16 protein-coding genes are annotated in these 16,388 nt (G+C 65.4%); 7 read left to right on the forward strand and 9 right to left on the reverse strand.

What is annotated here, in order from left to right:
* The first annotated feature begins 91 nt into the window (after positions 1-91).
* Entirely contained in the window at positions 92-559 is a 468-nt protein-coding gene (locus N2603_RS20500; protein ID WP_260424224.1) for a MarR family transcriptional regulator, read from the forward strand.
* Here N2603_RS20500 and N2603_RS20505 read toward each other — a convergent pair.
* The 3 genes from N2603_RS20505 to N2603_RS20515 all read right to left on the reverse strand — a co-directional run bounded on the left by N2603_RS20505 (position 537) and on the right by N2603_RS20515 (position 4,778).
* Positions 537-1,784, reverse strand: coding sequence for an O-antigen ligase family protein (locus tag N2603_RS20505; RefSeq protein WP_260390166.1), 1,248 nt, complete (start codon positions 1,782-1,784; stop codon positions 537-539). The genes N2603_RS20500 and N2603_RS20505 overlap by 23 nt on opposite strands.
* 190 nt (positions 1,785-1,974) lie before the next feature.
* Positions 1,975-3,525 carry an undecaprenyl-phosphate glucose phosphotransferase gene (locus N2603_RS20510; protein ID WP_260390167.1) on the reverse strand — a complete coding sequence of 517 codons (1,551 nt, stop codon included), beginning with the start codon at positions 3,523-3,525 and terminating at the stop codon, positions 1,975-1,977.
* A gap of 119 nt (positions 3,526-3,644) precedes the next feature.
* On the reverse strand, positions 3,645-4,778 hold the full coding sequence (locus tag N2603_RS20515; protein WP_260390168.1) for a glycosyltransferase family 4 protein: 1,134 nt from the start codon (positions 4,776-4,778) through the stop codon (positions 3,645-3,647).
* A 202-nt stretch (positions 4,779-4,980) separates the two neighbouring features.
* Here N2603_RS20515 and N2603_RS20520 point away from each other — a divergent pair, with 202 nt between their 5' ends.
* Positions 4,981-7,296: a GumC family protein gene (locus N2603_RS20520; RefSeq protein ID WP_260390169.1), complete on the forward strand. Its 2,316-nt coding sequence runs from the start codon at positions 4,981-4,983 to the stop codon at positions 7,294-7,296.
* A 155-nt stretch (positions 7,297-7,451) separates the two neighbouring features.
* Here N2603_RS20520 and N2603_RS20525 read toward each other — a convergent pair whose 3' ends face one another.
* Positions 7,452-8,633, reverse strand: a complete 1,182-nt coding sequence (locus tag N2603_RS20525) for a GNAT family N-acetyltransferase (protein ID WP_260390170.1) — start codon at positions 8,631-8,633, stop codon at positions 7,452-7,454.
* 130 nt (positions 8,634-8,763) lie between these two features.
* Between N2603_RS20525 and N2603_RS20530 the strand changes: the two genes are divergently transcribed.
* Entirely contained in the window at positions 8,764-9,813 is a 1,050-nt protein-coding gene (locus tag N2603_RS20530; RefSeq protein WP_260390171.1) for a polysaccharide deacetylase family protein, read from the forward strand.
* Here N2603_RS20530 and N2603_RS20535 read toward each other — a convergent pair.
* Entirely contained in the window at positions 9,797-10,018 is a 222-nt protein-coding gene (locus tag N2603_RS20535) for a DUF2842 domain-containing protein (protein ID WP_018642447.1), read from the reverse strand. The genes N2603_RS20530 and N2603_RS20535 overlap by 17 nt on opposite strands.
* 109 nt (positions 10,019-10,127) lie before the next feature.
* Between N2603_RS20535 and N2603_RS20540 the strand changes: the two genes are divergently transcribed.
* On the forward strand, positions 10,128-11,210 hold the full coding sequence (locus N2603_RS20540) for a COX15/CtaA family protein (protein WP_260390172.1): 1,083 nt from the start codon (positions 10,128-10,130) through the stop codon (positions 11,208-11,210).
* A 19-nt stretch (positions 11,211-11,229) separates the two neighbouring features.
* On the opposite strand, the gene N2603_RS20545 is transcribed toward N2603_RS20540, so the two are convergent.
* The 4 genes from N2603_RS20545 to N2603_RS20560 all read right to left on the reverse strand — a co-directional run bounded on the left by N2603_RS20545 (position 11,230) and on the right by N2603_RS20560 (position 14,715).
* Positions 11,230-11,574, reverse strand: a complete 345-nt coding sequence (locus tag N2603_RS20545; RefSeq protein WP_260390173.1) for a hypothetical protein — start codon at positions 11,572-11,574, stop codon at positions 11,230-11,232.
* A 201-nt stretch (positions 11,575-11,775) separates the two neighbouring features.
* On the reverse strand, positions 11,776-13,056 hold the full coding sequence (locus N2603_RS20550) for an O-acetylhomoserine aminocarboxypropyltransferase (RefSeq protein WP_260390174.1): 1,281 nt from the start codon (positions 13,054-13,056) through the stop codon (positions 11,776-11,778).
* A gap of 148 nt (positions 13,057-13,204) precedes the next feature.
* Entirely contained in the window at positions 13,205-13,789 is a 585-nt protein-coding gene (locus tag N2603_RS20555) for a CoA-binding protein (protein ID WP_018642443.1), read from the reverse strand.
* 101 nt (positions 13,790-13,890) lie between these two features.
* On the reverse strand, positions 13,891-14,715 hold the full coding sequence (locus tag N2603_RS20560; RefSeq protein ID WP_260390175.1) for an enoyl-CoA hydratase: 825 nt from the start codon (positions 14,713-14,715) through the stop codon (positions 13,891-13,893).
* An 86-nt stretch (positions 14,716-14,801) separates the two neighbouring features.
* Here N2603_RS20560 and N2603_RS20565 point away from each other — a divergent pair, with 86 nt between their 5' ends.
* From N2603_RS20565 to rpsI, 3 genes are all read left to right on the forward strand, one after another.
* A complete protein-coding gene (locus N2603_RS20565; protein ID WP_018642441.1) occupies positions 14,802-15,230 on the forward strand; it encodes a PaaI family thioesterase in 429 nt (142 codons plus the stop codon).
* A gap of 158 nt (positions 15,231-15,388) precedes the next feature.
* A complete protein-coding gene (gene rplM / locus N2603_RS20570) occupies positions 15,389-15,853 on the forward strand; it encodes a 50S ribosomal protein L13 (protein ID WP_018642440.1) in 465 nt (154 codons plus the stop codon).
* A gap of 1 nt (position 15,854) precedes the next feature.
* A complete protein-coding gene (gene rpsI / locus N2603_RS20575; RefSeq protein WP_018642439.1) occupies positions 15,855-16,334 on the forward strand; it encodes a 30S ribosomal protein S9 in 480 nt (159 codons plus the stop codon).
* Positions 16,335-16,388: the final 54 nt, after the last annotated feature.

The raw sequence follows: 16,388 nt of genomic DNA on the forward strand, positions 1-16,388 counted from the left end.
AGTGACTAAGATATATGTCGAGTAAGATAAGAGGCCGACCTTGTCAAGGACGAAGGCGCGAACTGCGCTGTTGCAGGAGCTCGAGGCGGCGATGCGCAGGTCCTCCGCGCAGGGCGTGCTCTATGGCCAAACCGTTGCGAACGTTGCCGGAATTGCCAACTCCGACCTCGAATGCATGGACATCCTCTATCTCGAGGGCCGCGTCACCGCGGGCCGGCTCGCCGAGGTCACCGGCCTGACGACGGGCGCGATCACCGGCGTGATCGACCGGCTCGAGAAGGCTGGCCTCGTGCGCCGCGAGCGGGACGAGAAGGACCGCCGCAAGGTCTTCATCGCCGTCGTGCCGGAGGCAGCCATGAAGATCGGCCAGTTCTACGTGCCGATGCAGCAGGCGATGGAGAAGGTGTTCGGCGCCTATTCGGACGAGGAGCTGCGCCTGCTGCTGCGCTTCGCCAATGAGGGTTACAGGGGCGTGCTCGCGGCGACCGAAGCGCTGAAGAGTCTTCTCGAAACGCCGCCGGAGAAGCGTCCTGATCTCAAGCTGAAGAAGCTTCGCTAGCCTTGTAGATTTGCGCGGCGGCGATCATGCCCCACATCGCGCCGAGCATCATCCAGAAGTGGCGCCAGTGGTCGGTGTCGATCACGAAGCTTTCGCCGACGGTGCCGACGAAGGCGGAGAAGATGGCAAGATAAGCGCGCTGCCAGGGCACGCGGACGAAGACGTGCCTGAAGCCCATGGTGACGGTGGTGAAGACCAGCGCGGGATAGCAGACGCCGGAGAGCCAGCCGCCGGACATGAAGGCGTTGAGGTAGGAGTTGTGGGTGTCCTCGGGGAAGTAGCGGTGGAATTGCAGCGGGCCGATGCCGAACGGCAGGTCGAGCGCCATCTCCGCACCCAGGATGTGACGGCCGAACCGGCCGAAGCGGCCTTCGTCATAGCTCTGATCGAAGCTCGCGCGCTGCTTGAACATCTCGGCGGTGGAATCGAACGACAGCAGCACCGCGATCAGCGCGAGGCCCAGCACCGCGGCGACGATCGCCATGATGACGATGCGCGAGCGCTGCGCGTTGGTGCGGCTGGTCAGCACCATCAGCGCCAGCATGAAGGCGGAGGTCAGCACGAGGCCACCCCAGGCGGCGCGCGAGAACGCAAGCAGGATCGCCAGCGACATGATGCCGAAGGCGATGACGTTGCGGAAGGCCTTAGCCAGCTTGTCGGAGACCACGCTCTGGAGCGCGAACAGCGCCGGCAGGATCAGGAAGGCGCCGAGCACGTTCGGGTCCTTGAACGTGCCGCGCGCGCGGCCGTAGAGCGTGAGGAGGTCGTCGCCACCGGGAACGAGGTGAAAGTAGCCGGCGACCGCCAGGAGTGAGGCGATCATCGCGCCGACCACGAGGCCGCGGCGCAGCATGTCGAGCCGGGCCGCGGTGTCCTCGGACGTGACCATGGCGAAGAACACCACGGTCACCGCCATGTACCAGGACGTCGCGATCCAGCTCACCACCTCGGGCTGCTCGAACAGCGGGATCGCGCTGATGGTGTAGCCGACATTGAGCAGGACCAGCATCAGCACCAGCGGCATCAGCGCCAGCCGCAGGCGCAGGCCGGTGGCGAAGAAGGTGACGGTGGCGAGCAGCGTCGCGATCTCGTAGGGGCTCGGCTCGATGAAGACGATGGCGCCGGAGGCGCCGACCAGCCACACCAGCGCGCGCTGGAGCGCCAGCACGCCGGGCGCAGCCGGTGCGGCCAATTTCACTCCACCGGCTGTCGCCGCATACGCCATCACACGCTCATACGCTTACGCAACTGCTACGCCACAACTTCCGCCGTCATGCCCCGCCTAGTGCGCAATTGCGCACGGGGGGCGGGGCCTCCAGTACTCCGAGCCGTTCGTGGCAGTTCCCACTGCCGGTGATTACTGGATCGCCCGGTCGGGCCGGGCGATGACAGTTGGGGCTCGGGCACGACAAAACTCAATACGCGTTCTCGTTCTTGGTCAGCAGCGAGATCGGCGTCTTCAGGAGAATGACGAGGTCGAACAGCACCGACCAGTTCTCGATGTAGTAGAGGTCGAACTCGACGCGCTTCTGGATCTTCTCTTCATTGTCGATCTCGCCGCGCCAGCCATTGATCTGGGCCCAGCCGGAGATGCCGGGCTTGACGCGATGGCGGGCGAAATAGCCGTCGACGGCTTCGTCGAACAGGCGGCTCTGGAGCTTGCCCTGCACCGCATGCGGGCGCGGGCCGACCAGAGAGAGATTGCCGGAGAACACCACGTTGAAGAGCTGCGGCAGCTCGTCCAGGCTGGTCTTGCGGATGAAGCGGCCGACGCGGGTGACGCGCGGATCGTTCTTGGTCACCACCTTCGACGCCGTCGGGTCGGCCTGGTGGTGGTACATCGAGCGGAACTTGTAGACGTCGATGCGCTCGTTGTTGAAGCCGAACCGCTTCTGGCGGAACAGCACCGGACCCGGGCTGTCGAGCTTCACGGCCAGCGCGACCAGTCCCATGATCGGCAGCGCCGCGAGCAGTGCGATGCCGCCGACGACACGGTCGAACAGCCATTTCATCACCAGGTCCCAGTCGGTGATCGGCGCCTCGAACACGTCGAGCGTCGGCACCTCGCCGAGATAGGAATAGGAGCGGGGACGGAAACGCAGCTTGTTGGTGTGCGCGGAGAGGCGGATGTCGACCGGCAGCACCCAGAGCTTCTTCAGCATCTCCAGGATGCGCGTCTCCGCAGAGATCGGCAGCGCGAACAGCACGAGATCGACGCGGGTACGGCGGGCAAACTCGACGATGTCGTCGACCTTGCCGAGCTTGCGCGCGCCGGCGCAGGTGTCGAGCGCGCGGCTGTCATTGCGGTCGTCGAACACGCCGAGCACGTGGATGTCGGAATCGTCCTGCGCCTTCAGCGCCTCGACCAGCTGCTCGCCGTTGCGGTCGGAGCCGACGATGATGGTGCGGCGGTCGAGCCGGCCCTCACGCGCCCAGGCGCGCACCAGCGAGCGCAGCACCAGACGCTCCGCGATCAGCGCGGCGAGCCCGAGGAAGTAGAAGGCGGCGAGCCACAGCCGCGACATCTCGCTGCCGAACTTGGCAAAGAAGGAGACGCCGATGAACAGCAGGAAGACGAACGACCAGGACGAGATCATCCGCGTCATCTGCCGGAGCTGTCCGCGGAACAGCTGCACCTGGTAGATGTCGGCAGCCTGGAAGCAGACCACGGCCGCGACCGCGACGGCTACGATCTCCGCAGGATAGACCCAGCTGAAGCCGCCGGCGAGCGGCATGACATAGCCGACATAGACCGCGATGCCGACGAAGCTCAGCAGCGCGAAGTCAATGAGGCGGACGAAGCCGGTGATCACGATCGGCGAATAGGCGCGGGCGACCTTCTGGTTGACGACCTCGAGCGCGGCGGGCGAGAGCCGGCGGCGGCGCTCCACAAAGGGCTGATCAGCGGGCCTTGCCGCGGCGCTGGCCGCGGCATCGAGCATCGAGCGTGCGTTGAGCGGTTCCACGGGCGTCCACGTCCATTCCAAGCACCCTTAGGTCGCGACTTTGCGGCCCCGGGCAAGCATCCCCTGGCACTCGATTACCGAACAAATCGGAAGATTTTCTAAAGCGGCCTTAAGGATGGTTAATGATTGGCAAATGCGTCGCGGTAGCCCGCGAGCACGCCGTCGACCATGGCCTGCTGGGAGAAATGCGCGGAGATCCGCTCGCGCAAGGTCGTCGCGCGTTGCGCGGTCGCTTGCGGATCGTCCAGCGCCGCAGCGATCGCCTCGGCCATGGCCTCGGGATTGCTGGGCGCGAACAAAGCGGGGCTGTCGGTGCCGAAGATTTCGGGGATGCCGCCGATCTTCGAGGCGATCATGGGAATGCCGGCCGCTCCCGCCTCGATCACCACATAGGGCATGGAATCGCCGCGCGAGGGAACGACCAGCAGCCGGCCCTTGGAGAAGCCGTAGCGCACCTTGACGTGGCCGATGAAGCGGATGGTGCTCGCGAGGCCGAGCTTCTCGACCTGGGCCTTCAGCGCCGCCGTCTCCTCACCGTCGCCGCCGAGGGTGAGCGTGACGTTCTTGCCGCCTTCGCGCAGCCGTGCCACGGCATCAACCAGCAGGTCTGCGCCCTTGATGTGCCTGAACTCGCCGACATAGCAGAGATCGGTCGCATCCTCGGCGGTGATGACAGGTTCGAATTCCTCCGGCGTCACGCCATTGAAGACGCAATGCACCACGCCCTTGGGCGTTCCGACGATGCGCTGATAGGTGTCGCGGGCAAAGGCGCTCTCGAACAGGAACAGGTCGGTCGCGCCCATCAACGAGCGTTCGAGCCGCGCGTAGAACTCGCCCTTCAAAGTGTTGAGCGGATAGTGCAGCGAGCCGCCGTGCGGGGTGTAGATGCGGATGGTGTCGTCGGTGCGCCGCCGCATGCGGATGAAGGCGCCGGCCTTGGCGCCGTGGCCGTGCATGACGTCGGGCTTGAGCTTCGCGATCAGGCGCCGCATCCGCATCCACACCATGAAATCATCGGGCGACGGCTCGCGGCGGATCGCCATGCGATACACGCCGAGCTTCAGCCGCGGCGCCAGTTCGGCCAGCGCCTTGTCGGCACGCTCGCCGCCGGTGAGGCTGTCGGCGAGGATCCCGACATGATGGCCGCGATCGACCTGGCCGTTGGCAACGTCGAGGATGTGGCGAAAGATGCCGCCGACCGGAGCGCGCACGGCGTGCAGGATTCGAAGCGGCTGGTCAGGTGAGGGGGGCATGATCAAAACCAGCGCTCGACGGCGAGTAGAGAACAACTCCAGGAAATATCGAGATGGATTAAGAGCCTTCGTGGTTAACAAACGGTGAGGAGCGCGCGGGCACGAGGCGCGGGATACCGCGATTAACCCAGCGGCAACCTTAATGGAGTGTAATCGCTGCGGTTGAGGTAGCTTGGTGGCGTTGCCCCTGCGGGAGTGTTCGATGCGTTTAGCGTTCTGGCGTGCCGGCAAGGACAAGGCGGTGATCGAGCGGGCTGTTTCGAAGTCCAAAGCCGAAGCCAAGGTGACCGAAACCAAAGTGGCCGAAACCGCGCCCAAGGCCGAAGCCGCCAAGGTTGATGCAAAGCCGGCGCCGGTCATCGCGAAGCAGGCGGCAGTCGAATCCGGTGACATCGATCTGCACGCGCTCGGAGCGGCACTGGCGCGCAAGCGCGGCTGGATCATCGTGCCCACGGTGCTGGCCCTCGTCGCGTCGATCGCCGCCGTCAACCTGGTCACGCCGCGCTACAAGTCGGAATCGCGCATCCTGATCGACGGCCGCGAGAACGTGTTCCTGCGCCCGAACAGCGACCGCACCGAGGAGCGGCAGGCGCTCGACGCCGAGGCCGTCACCAGCCAGGTGCAGCTCGTGCTGTCGCGCGATCTCGCGCGCGAGATCATCAAGAAGAACAAGCTGGCCGAACGCCCCGAATTCGATCCGGTGCTGCAGGGCATTTCGCCGCTGAAGTCGCTCGCGGCGCTGGTCGGCATCGGCCGCGATCCGTTCTCGATGACGCCGGAAGAGCGCGTGCTGGATGCCTATTACGAGCGGCTCCAGGCCTACGCCGTCGACAAGTCGCGCGTCATCGTGGTCGAATTCCAGTCCGCCGATCCGGAGCTTGCCGCGCGCGTCGCCAACTCGATCGCCGAAGGTTATCTCGTGCTGCAGCAGAGTGCGCGCCAGGACCAGGCCAAGAACGCAAGCCAGTGGCTGGCCGGCGAGATCGACAATTTGCGCAAGAAGGTCTCCGATGCCGAGGCCAAGGCCGAGGACTTCCGGTCCAAGTCGAGCCTGTTCGTCGGCACCAACAACACCACGCTGTCGAACCAGCAGATGGGCGAGGTCAACACCCAGCTCAACAATGCGCGCTCGATGAAGGCAGATGCGGAATCCAAGGCGCGGCTGATCAAGGAGATGCTCCAGAGCGGCAAGCCAATCGAGGCATCCGAAGTGGTGAACTCCGAGCTGATGCGGCGATTGTCGGAGCAGCGGGTGACGTTGCGGGCGCAGCTCGCCGAACAATCGTCCACGCTGCTCGGCAACCACCCGCGCATCAAGGAGCTGAAGGCGCAGCTCGGCGACCTCGACAACCAGATCCGGGATGAGGCGGCGAAGATCTCCCGCTCGCTCGAAAACGATGCGCGCATTGCCAGCAGCCGGGTCGACGGCCTGACCGCGAGCCTCGAGCAGCTCAAGAAGCAGGCGACCTCGACCAACGGGCAGGACGTGCAACTGCGCGCGCTCGAGCGCGAAGCCAAGGCGCAGCGCGACCTGCTGGAAACTTATCTCGCCAAGTACCGCGAGGCCAACACCCGCGAGACCATCGACACCGCGCCGACCGATGGCCGCATCATCTCGCGCGCCATCGTCTCGAACACGCCGGCCTATCCGAAGAAGCTGCCGATCGTGTTGATTGCGACGATCGCAACGCTGCTGCTCTCGTCGGGCGTCGTCGTCACCGGCGAGCTGCTGCGCCAGACCGCACCGCGTGCGGCGGCTGCGTTCACGCCGGCGGCGTCGCGAACGCAGGCGGCGGTTCGCCAGGAGCCATTGGTCCGGCCGGTGGTAGAGCCCTTCGTCGAATCGGTCATTGAGCCGGTGATGGCGGAGCCGGCGCCGCTTCAGCCGGAGATGACGGCCGGTGCCGGTGTCGCCGAGTTCGCCGAGATCGAGCAGCTCGCCGACAGTCTGCGTGCAGCCGGCCCGGCGGCGAAGAAGGTCACGGTGCTCGGCACCGCGTCCGGCGAAGCCGTGACGCTATCGGCGCTGACGCTGGCCCGGCATCTGGCGCGCGAGGCGCGCGTCGTCGTGGTCGATCTCGCTGCGTCCTCGCCGACCATCGCCGCGGTGTCGGTCGACGCCTCCGCGCCCGGCCTTGCCGAGCTGATGCAGGGCGAGGCCTCATTTGCCCAGGTCATCACCCGCGACAAGCTCTCGCGCCTGCATCTGGTCCTGGCCGGCCGTGCCGGCTTCGACCGCAGCCTGCTGCAATCGCCGCGCGTGGGCCTTGCGATCGACGCGCTGCTCCGTGCCTACGATCATGTGCTGCTTGATGCCGGCGGTGCTTCCGACCTTCCGGCGGAGCTGCTGACGACCAGCGCCCGCGCCGTCGTGGTGCCCGACGCCTCGATGGCAGCGGATGCGCGCACGCTGATGTGCGAGCAGCTGAAGGCCGTCGGCTTCAGCGAGGTGACGATGCTGAACCGGCCGGTGCAGCCGTCGGATGCCGTGGAGACACCGCGCGTGGTGGCGGCGTAGGCCCTCTCTCATTGCGCGAGACGGGCGAGGGGTCTCTCTCCACGAGTTCGGAATCGTAGGGTGGGCAAAGGCGCACTTGCGCCGTGCCCACCATCGCTCCAACACGACAAGTGGTGGGCACGCTTCGCTTTGCCCACCCTACGATACTGCGAAGTCTATCCGAACGCCTGCCGCAAGCGTCGGGCCAAATCGAACAGCACCTGGTTCTGCTTCACCAGCCGCTTGCCGTGGCTGAGCGATGACATCGCCATCGCCGCGAGTTTTCCGCGCGAGGTCAGGGGTACGAAGCTGTCGAAGATGTCCTCGTCACTCTTGCAGAACATCCGCTTGTACTCGTCCGAACCGATGCCGAGGTCGAGCGAGCGGTAGCCGCGCTCGCCGTAGCGGTCGATGATGTAGCGCATCAGGATCAGGCCCGGGCTGTAGCGGGCGTGCTCCGACATCGTGTAGGTGTTGAACATCATCGAGAAGCGCTGGCCGTCGGCGACGCCGGCGAAGATCGCGATCACCTCCTCGTCGCATTCGAGCGCGTGGATGTCGATGACGCGGCCTTCACCGCGCGGCGACAGGCACGCGCTGCGGACGAACTCTTCGACGCCCGGCTCGGCGAAGACGTTCGGGAGTTTCTGCTCGGCCATCCGCGCCGGCTTGACGCGAAAGAACCAGTCCAGCAGGCGGGTGACGTCCGCGTCCGTCGTGGCGAGGTGATAGCGGTAGCCGGCGAGCGTCTGGAGCTTCTTCTCCTTGCTCTTGAGGCGGCGGCGGAAGGAGTTGCTGATCCGCGATGCGGGCGGGCCGCCCGGCTCCATCGTCAGCAGCGGACAGCCGTTGATCGCGCTCTGTCGCGGCAGGGCTGCAAACGGGTTCTGCTGATCGTTCCAGCGCAGCGGCTGCTGCGTCAGCGCGAGCACGTCGACATGCGCGCCGAGCGGCGCAAGCAGCGCGTCGAGATCGGCGGCCGCGGCCTGTGCCGCGAATTCGCCGTTCCACAGGCCCATGTTGAAGGTCGTGTGCTTGCCGCCCATGAAGCCGGCCGTGCGCACGCCGTGGCCCTGGCGCAGCGAGAGCGGCAGCAGCAGAAGCGGCCGGCGATCGGCGTCGCGGGCGATGACGATGAAGGGACGGGCGCCTTCGTGAGCGCCGACCTGCCGCTGCCAGGGGCCGAGCAGGTCGAAGCGCTGATAGGGCGTGAAGAGATGGCCGGGCTCCTCGAAGGCGCGCCAGACCGCCTCGGCCTCGCCGAGGTCACCGAGGATGTCGACATGCGCGATACGGCTCGCTTTCGACCGTGCTGGCGCTTCTGCCGTCCGGCTTTGCATCGCCGCAGCCATGGTCATTCGCGAAACCTGTCGAGAAAACGAAAAAATGCGTAATTCGGCCTGTGGCCGACCTTTGCAAACAAATGTCAACAAAGAGTAATGAGGATAGGCGAGGGAACGGGCCGCCGGCGAGCGCGAAGGTGGGATATTGGCATCCGACGACAGATGGCTGGAACGGCTGCGCCTCGAGCTGACCTGGCTCACCGGCCAGGCTCTGCTACGCAGTCGCGGGGCCGGCGCCATCCTGCGCCTCGCCCATGTGCGGCCGCGGCGCCGCGGCGGATTTCAGCCGCTGCGCGCGCACGAGATCACGCCGCAATTCCTCGACCGCGCCATCCGGGCGCTGAAGCGGTGGGGTTACGATTTTCTCGGCATGGACGAGGTCTGCCGGCGCGCGGTGACGCTGCCGGAGAAGCGGCGCTTCGTGGCGCTGACCTTCGACGGCGCGCCCAAGGATCTCATCACCTTCGCCTATCCGGTCCTGGAACGCCACGCCGTGCCTTTCACGATCTACGTGCCCACCGCGTTTCCCGACGGCGTCGGCGAAGCCTGGTGGCTCGGGCTGGAGCAGGTGATCGCGCGCGAGAGCCGCATCAGCTTGATGATGGGCGAGAAGGAGCAGCGCTTCACCGTCACAGGCAACGCCGAGAAGCAGGCGCTGTTCTCGTATCTGGAGAGCTGGCTGCGCTCGCTGCCCCCGCCAGATCTGTCGGCTGCGATCGCCGATCTCTGCACGCGCTACCGGATTGACCTCGCCGCGCTCTCGCGCGAAGCGTCGATGGATTGGGAGGATCTCGCGAAGCTCGCTGCCGACCCGCGGGTCACGATCGGCAGCGCGACCGTGAACTATCCCGTTCTCGCCAACATGAAAGATGCGGCCGCGCTGCGCGAGATGACGATGGGCAAGGTCGTGGCGGAATCCGCGTTCGATCGCGACATCCGGCATCTGGCGTTTCCGTTCGGCGACCGCGCTTCGTTCCGGCGCAACCACGTTGTGATGGCGGAGGAGGCGGGCTTTGCCAGCGCGGTCTCGACGATCCCGGGCATCGTGGAGGCGGAGGGGCGCACCAATCTGCGGGCGCTGCCGCGGATTTCATGGGACGGGCGCGTCCGCTCGCTGCGCATGCTGCGTGTTCTGGTGTCAGGTGTCGCCTTTGCGCCGGTGAGACCGACCGGCAGCACTACGGGCCAGACTTGACGCGATCGGGCCGCTGCATCCAGCTCACGATCGGCATCGCCGGCAGCACCCAGCCCATGCCGACCACGACGTAGTAGATCGCCTGTCGCCAGCCGGACTCGGCGATCCACGGCATCTGCGCCGCCGCCATGCCGAGCAGGGCCCAGACGGTGGCCAGCACCAGGAGCAGGATGGCGCCGAGGAACTTGCGGGTGCGGATCGTCATGGCGGAGACTTGCGGCTTTCGCGTAACTTGCGCTGCGGGAGCGGGGGACTATAAGGGGCACGCAGTCCGGTTCAAGTCTCTTAGGCACAGGCTTGGTTTTGTCCTTGAAATGACGATGATTTCCACCCCGTCCGAGCCGCACCGCGCCGTGCGCTGGTGGCTGATCTCCGTGGCCGCGCTGATCGCGCTGATGGTGCTGGTCGGCGGGGCGACGCGGCTGACGGAATCCGGCCTGTCGATCGTCGAATGGAAGCCGGTCACGGGCAGCGTTCCGCCGCTCTCGGAGACGCAGTGGACCGAGGCGTTCGAGGCCTACAAGAAGATCCCGCAATATCGCGAGCTCAATTCAGGCATGAGCCTGTCCGAGTTCAAGGAGATCTTCTGGTGGGAGTGGAGCCACCGGCTGCTCGGCCGCTTCATCGGCGTCGCCTATCTGCTGCCGTTCCTGTTCTTCCTGTGGCGCGGCGGCTTGTCGGGCGAGCTGAAGCGCAGGTTGTGGCTGCTGTTCGCGCTCGGCGGGCTCCAGGGCGCGGTCGGCTGGTGGATGGTGGCCTCGGGCCTGACGGAGCGTGTGGAAGTGTCGCAATATCGGCTGGCGACGCATCTGTTGCTGGCGCTGCTGATCTTCGCCGGCATCGTCTGGACGGTGCGGCGGCTCAAGGAGCGGCCGCAGATCGCCGCGCCGGCGCGGCTGCGCGTCACCAGCGCGCTGCTGCTCGTGGTGACCTTCGTGCAGATCTATTTCGGTGCGCTGGTCGCGGGCCTGCGTGCCGGCCGCGCCTACAACACCTGGCCGCAAATTGACGGCGCGTTCATTCCCTCGGCCGAGCGGCTGTGGTTCGAGACGCCGTGGTGGCGCAACATGTTCGACAATGTGCTGACCGTGCAATTCGAGCATCGCATGACGGCCTACGCGCTGTTCCTGCTGGCGGCGCTGCATGCGTTCGATGCGGTGCGCTCGCGCGCGGGCGCAGCGGCCGGCGGCGCGCTGTGGCTGTTCGCGGCGGTCAGCCTTCAGGCGGTGCTCGGGATCCTTACGCTGCTCAATCAGGTGCCGATCGATCTCGCACTTTCGCACCAGGCGGTCGCGATCGTGGTGCTGACGCTGGCGGTGATGCAGGTGGAGCGGCTGGCCTCGCGACAACCTGCGCAAGCGCAGCCGCGCGCGGTTCCTGTCAGCCAGCCCGGCTGATCACCATCAGCCCGGTTGATCAGCAATAGCCGTAGACGCCGCAGGCGTAGGGCAGGCGCCAGAAATAATCGACCTGCTTCCCGCCGTAGTACGGGCCCTGATAATCGTAGCTCCAGGGCCGGCCATAATAGCCCGGCAAGGTGTTGGAGCCGGGCAGGAGCGGCGTGCCCGGCAGGTTGCGGATGTAGCTGCCGATGCCGTAGGCCGGCGAGATCAGCGCATCCGGATCGGTCTCGACATAGACCTGTGGCGGGTCCTGCGGCGGCACGGCAACGCGCCGCTTCGCCGTCGCCGGCAGATCGGCGGCGAGCGCGCTTGAAACCGTCAGCATCGCCGCAAGGGCAGGTACCATCCAGCGCAGCATTCGTCGGCTCCGAATCAAGGGGGCGATCCAAGGACGATGTATGCGGCAGATATGGTTAATGACTGTTAACCGGCGGCGGCCAAAACAGCCACCGTCATTCCGGGGCGGTCCGGTAGGACCGAACCCGGAATCTAGAGATGGCCAGACAACATCGAGGTTCCGGGTTCGGTGCTTCGCACCGCCCCGGAACGACGCGGAAAACTACCCGGCCAGCGCCTGCTCCAGGTCCGCGATCAGATCTTCCTTGTCCTCGATGCCGATCGAGAGCCGTACCACGTCGGGGCCCGCGCCGGACTTCACCTTCGCCGCGTCGTCGAGCTGGCTGTGGGTGGTCGAGGCCGGGTGGATCACCAGCGAGCGGGTGTCGCCGACATTGGCGAGGTGCGAGAACAGCTGCAGCTTCGACACCAGGCTGACGCCGGCGTCATAGCCGCCCTTCAGGCTGAAGGTGAACACCGCGCCCGCGCCCTTCGGCGCGTATTTGCGCGCGAGCTGGTTGTATTTGTCGCTCGGCAGGCCCGCATAGCTCACCGAGGCCACCGCCGGATGGCCGGCGAGGAATTCGGCGACCGCCTTGGCGTTTTCGCAGTGCTTCTGCATGCGCAGCGGCAGCGTCTCGATGCCGGTCAAGATCATGAAGGCGTTGAACGGCGACAGGGCAGGGCCGAGGTCGCGCAGGCCGAGCACGCGGCAGGCGATCGCGAAGGCGAAATTGCCGAAGGTCTCCTGGAGACGGATGCCGTGATATTCCGGCCGCGGCTCGGAGAGCATCGGGTATTTGCCGCCCGTGGACCAATCGAAAGTGCCGGCATCGACGATGATGCCGCCGAGCGAATTGCCGTGGCCGCCCAAGAATTTCGTCAGCGAGTGCACGACGATGTCGGCGCCGTGGTCGATCGGGCGAATGAGGTAGGGCGAGGCCAGCGTGTTGTCGACGATCAGCGGTACGCCCGCCTTGCGCGCGACCGTCGAGATCGCCTCGATGTCGGTGATGCTGCCGGCAGGGTTGGCGATGGACTCGATGAAGATCGCCTTGGTGCGCGGCGTCACCGCGCGCTCGAAGCTTGTGATGTCATCGGGATCGGCCCACACCACGTTCCAGCCAAAGCTCTTGAACGCGTGCGTGAACTGGTTGATCGAGCCGCCATAGAGTTTTCGCGCCGCGATGAACTCGTCGCCGGGCTGCAGCAATTGCTGCAGGATCACGACCTGCGCGGCGTGGCCCGAAGCAACGGCCAGCGCAGCCGTACCGCCTTCGAGCGCGGCAACGCGCTCTTCCAGCACGGCATTGGTCGGGTTGCCGATGCGGGTGTAGATGTTGCCGAACGCCTGCAGGCCGAACAGCGAGGCGGCGTGATCGGCGTCATTGAAGACAAATGATGTCGTTTGATAAATCGGAGTCGCGCGCGCACCGGTGGTCGGATCGGGCTGTGCACCGGCATGCACGGCGAGGGTTGAAAATCCCGGAAGGCGATCGCTCATTGAGGCGTCCTGTTCTCTTGGTCTGAAATCGCGCGGCATGCTGATGGGCGGGGCGTCCGCCGTCAAGGCGCCGCTTCACATCAGGATCATTTGGGAATGATCGTGCTACGCATTGTCGCGTTCGCGAAACGAAATCTTCGCAATTGCGTCAGCTTTGCTCGGTCTTGTTTTTCGCAGCGCGATCCGATGCTGCGGTGTCGCCGCCACCGACGCTCATCCGATTGAGGGATAGCCGCATGCCCTGCGTCGGTGCCGGCGCGCGCTTGGAGCTCAGCGTGCGCGAATTCACGCCCATCCAGGATATTTCGGACGACAGGCGGCCATATTCGATCTTGGGGCAGCGGTTCATGACCACCTTGATACCGACCGATTCCGCTTTCGCCGCCGCGGCGTCATCGCGCGCGCCAAGCTGCATCCAGATCACCTTCGGCAGCGGGTCGAGCGTGAGCGCTTCTTCCACGACGGGCATGATGTGGCTAGAGTTGCGAAAAATGTCGATCATGTCGACGGGACGGCCGATGTCCGACAGCGAGGCGACGAACGGCTTTCCGAGCAGATCCTTGCCGACATGGCCGGGATTGATCGGGATCATGTCGTAGCCGCGCTGCGCCAGATATTTGAACGCGAAATAGCTCGGCCGCACGTTAACCGGCGAGGCGCCGACCATTGCGATCGACTTCACGCTGTTGAGGATGCCGCGAATGTAATTGTCGGGATAGGCGTCGTGGTTCATCACTTATCTTTTCTTGTTGTCATTGCGAGCGTAGCGAAGCAATCCAGACTGTTACCGCGGAAAGATTCTGGATTGCTTCGCTTCGCTCGCAATGACGGGGGTCACTCATCCCGCCATGTCGGCGTGCGCTTCTCGATGAAGGCGCCGATGCCTTCCTCGGCGTCGCGCGCCATCATGTTCTCGGTCATCACCTCTGCGGCATAGCGATAGGCGTCCGCAAGGCTCATCTCGGCCTGGCGGTAGAACGCTTCCTTGCCGAGCTTGACGGTGTAGGCGGATTTCAGCGCGACCTGTTGTGCCAGCTCGATCGAGGCCCCGAGTTCGGTGCCGGCAGGCACGACGCGATTGACGAGCCCGATCTCGCGGGCGCGGTCGGCCGTGATAGGCTCGCCCGTCAGCAGCATCTCCATCGCCTGCTTGCGCGGCACGTTGCGCGACAGTGCCACCATCGGCGTCGAGCAGAACAGGCCGATGTCGACGCCGGGCGTCGCGAACTTCGCATCCTCCGATGCGATCGCAAGATCGCAGCTGGCCACGAGTTGGCAGCCGGCCGCGGTCGCAATGCCCTGGACGGCAGCGACCACGGGCTTGGGCAGATGCACGACCGCCTGCATCATCGCGCTGCAGGCATTCATCATCTCGGCGAAGAAGGCGCGGCCGCGGTCCGGGTCAGTGCGGCGCGCGGTCAGCTCCTTCATGTCGTGGCCAGCGGAGAAGGCGGGCCCGTTGGCGGCGATCACGACGCCGCGCACCGCCTTGTCGTCGCGGATAGAATTAAGCTCTGCATGCAGGCCGGCGATCATCGCCGCCGACAGGCTGTTGCGCGCGGTCGGGCGGTTCAGCGTCAGCAGCGCGATGGATCCGACGGTCTCCCGCAGCAGGATCTGCGGTTGCGGGGAGGGGGCACGGGCGGCCTGAACGGACATTGACGCGACTTCCGTGGAATGATTGCAATTGGATGACACCGATAACTTAATGTACCAGGGCGACCGAAGCGAGGGTGGGGAACAGCATGGCGTTGGCGAAAATGAGCGTGGCGGAGGTCGAGCAGTTTCTCCGTGACGAGTTTCCCCAGGCCTTCAGTGGCGACGACATCACGATCGAGAGCGCGGACGGGCAGACCTGCCTCCTGCGCCAGCGCTACAGCGAAAGGATGCTGCGGCCGGGTGGAACCGTGTCAGGCCCGACCCTGATGGCGCTGGCCGATTTCGCGATGTACGTGGTGCTGCTGTCCGCGATCGGCCCGATCGGCCTCGCGGTCACCACCAATCTCAACATTAATTTCCTGCGCAAGGGCCAGCCCGGGCAGGACGTGCTCGCCGAGGCGCGGCTGCTCAAGCTCGGCAAGCGCCTGGCGGTCGGGGAGGTGAACCTCCTATCCGGCACCTCACCCGATCCGATCGCCCATGTCACCTCGACCTATTCCATTCCAAATGTTTGAGCTTTTTGCAGGTAATATGGCACCATATTTCTAAACTATTGATTTTGTATGTGTAATTTCCACCTTGTGGCATTGACCGTTGCGCGCCACTTCTCTAGAAACCCGCCCAGTCCGGTGCGGTGTTCGCGCCGATATCTCCCGTCCACGGAAACTCCGATATGAAAACCTTTTCGGCAAAGCCGGCTGAGGTGACGAAGAAGTGGGTGCTGATCGACGCCAAGGGTCTGGTCGTCGGCCGTCTCGCCACCATCGTTGCCATGCGCCTGCGCGGCAAGCACCTCCCGACCTACACCCCCCACGTTGATTGCGGCGACAACGTCATCATCATCAACGCGCAGCATGCGGTCCTCACCGGTCGCAAGCGCGAGCAGAAGACCTACTACAAGCACACCGGCTATGTCGGCCACGTCAAGGAGCGCACCGCGCGCCAGATCCTCGAGGGCCGTCATCCCGAGCGCGTGCTCGAGAAGGCCGTCGAGCGCATGATCCCGCGTGGTCCGCTCGGTCGCGTGCAAATGGGCAACCTCCGTGTCTACGGCGGTGCCGATCATCCGCACGAGGCGCAGCAGCCCGAGAAGATCGATATCGCCAAGTTGAACCGCAAGAACACGAGGGCCGCATAACATGGCCGAATCCATCCAGTCGCTCGACCAGCTCTCGCAGCTCAAGACGGCGGCGGCGCCCGAGGCGCCCAAGCACGAGAAGAAGGTCGACAAGTTCAACCGCGCCTATGCCACCGGCAAGCGCAAGGACGCGGTCGCCCGCGTGTGGATCAAGCCGGGCGCCGGCAAGGTCACCGTCAACTCGCGCGAGGTCGAGGTCTATTTCGCCCGTCCCGTGCTGCGCATGATGATCGAGCAGCCGTTCTCGGTGGCCCAGCGTTCGGGCCAGTATGACGTGATCTGCACCGTCGCCGGCGGCGGTCTGTCCGGCCAGGCCGGCGCGGTCCGTCACGGCATCTCCAAGGCGCTCACCTATTTCGAGCCGGAGCTGCGCTCCGTGCTCAAGAAGGGCGGCTTCCTCACCCGCGACTCGCGCGTGGTCGAGCGCAAGAAGTACGGCAAGGCCAAGGCCCGCCGGTCCTTCCAGTTCTCGAAGCGTTAATCGCTTCGGTCGCATTCGCCGCGAAAGCGGCTTCAATGAGATGCAAAAGGGCGC

It is taken from the genome of Bradyrhizobium huanghuaihaiense (assembly GCF_025200885.1).
In the GTDB taxonomy this organism is placed as follows: domain Bacteria; phylum Pseudomonadota; class Alphaproteobacteria; order Rhizobiales; family Xanthobacteraceae; genus Bradyrhizobium; species Bradyrhizobium huanghuaihaiense.

Excerpts from the sequence above, each read along its gene's own strand:
- N2603_RS20500 (WP_260424224.1), top strand. The coding sequence starts at position 92 with ATGCGCAGGTCCTCCGCGCAGGGCGTGCTCTATGGCCAAACCGTTGCG.
- N2603_RS20505 (WP_260390166.1), bottom strand. The coding sequence starts at position 1,784 with ATGGCGTATGCGGCGACAGCCGGTGGAGTGAAATTGGCCGCACCGGCT.
- N2603_RS20515 (WP_260390168.1), bottom strand. The coding sequence starts at position 4,778 with ATGCCCCCCTCACCTGACCAGCCGCTTCGAATCCTGCACGCCGTGCGC.
- N2603_RS20520 (WP_260390169.1), top strand. The coding sequence starts at position 4,981 with ATGCGTTTAGCGTTCTGGCGTGCCGGCAAGGACAAGGCGGTGATCGAG.
- N2603_RS20525 (WP_260390170.1), bottom strand. The coding sequence starts at position 8,633 with ATGACCATGGCTGCGGCGATGCAAAGCCGGACGGCAGAAGCGCCAGCA.
- N2603_RS20535 (WP_018642447.1), bottom strand. The coding sequence starts at position 10,018 with ATGACGATCCGCACCCGCAAGTTCCTCGGCGCCATCCTGCTCCTGGTG.
- N2603_RS20540 (WP_260390172.1), top strand. The coding sequence starts at position 10,128 with ATGACGATGATTTCCACCCCGTCCGAGCCGCACCGCGCCGTGCGCTGG.
- N2603_RS20545 (WP_260390173.1), bottom strand. The coding sequence starts at position 11,574 with ATGCTGCGCTGGATGGTACCTGCCCTTGCGGCGATGCTGACGGTTTCA.
- N2603_RS20550 (WP_260390174.1), bottom strand. The coding sequence starts at position 13,056 with ATGAGCGATCGCCTTCCGGGATTTTCAACCCTCGCCGTGCATGCCGGT.
- N2603_RS20555 (WP_018642443.1), bottom strand. The coding sequence starts at position 13,789 with ATGAACCACGACGCCTATCCCGACAATTACATTCGCGGCATCCTCAAC.
- N2603_RS20560 (WP_260390175.1), bottom strand. The coding sequence starts at position 14,715 with ATGTCCGTTCAGGCCGCCCGTGCCCCCTCCCCGCAACCGCAGATCCTG.
- N2603_RS20565 (WP_018642441.1), top strand. The coding sequence starts at position 14,802 with ATGGCGTTGGCGAAAATGAGCGTGGCGGAGGTCGAGCAGTTTCTCCGT.
- rplM (WP_018642440.1), top strand. The coding sequence starts at position 15,389 with ATGAAAACCTTTTCGGCAAAGCCGGCTGAGGTGACGAAGAAGTGGGTG.
- rpsI (WP_018642439.1), top strand. The coding sequence starts at position 15,855 with ATGGCCGAATCCATCCAGTCGCTCGACCAGCTCTCGCAGCTCAAGACG.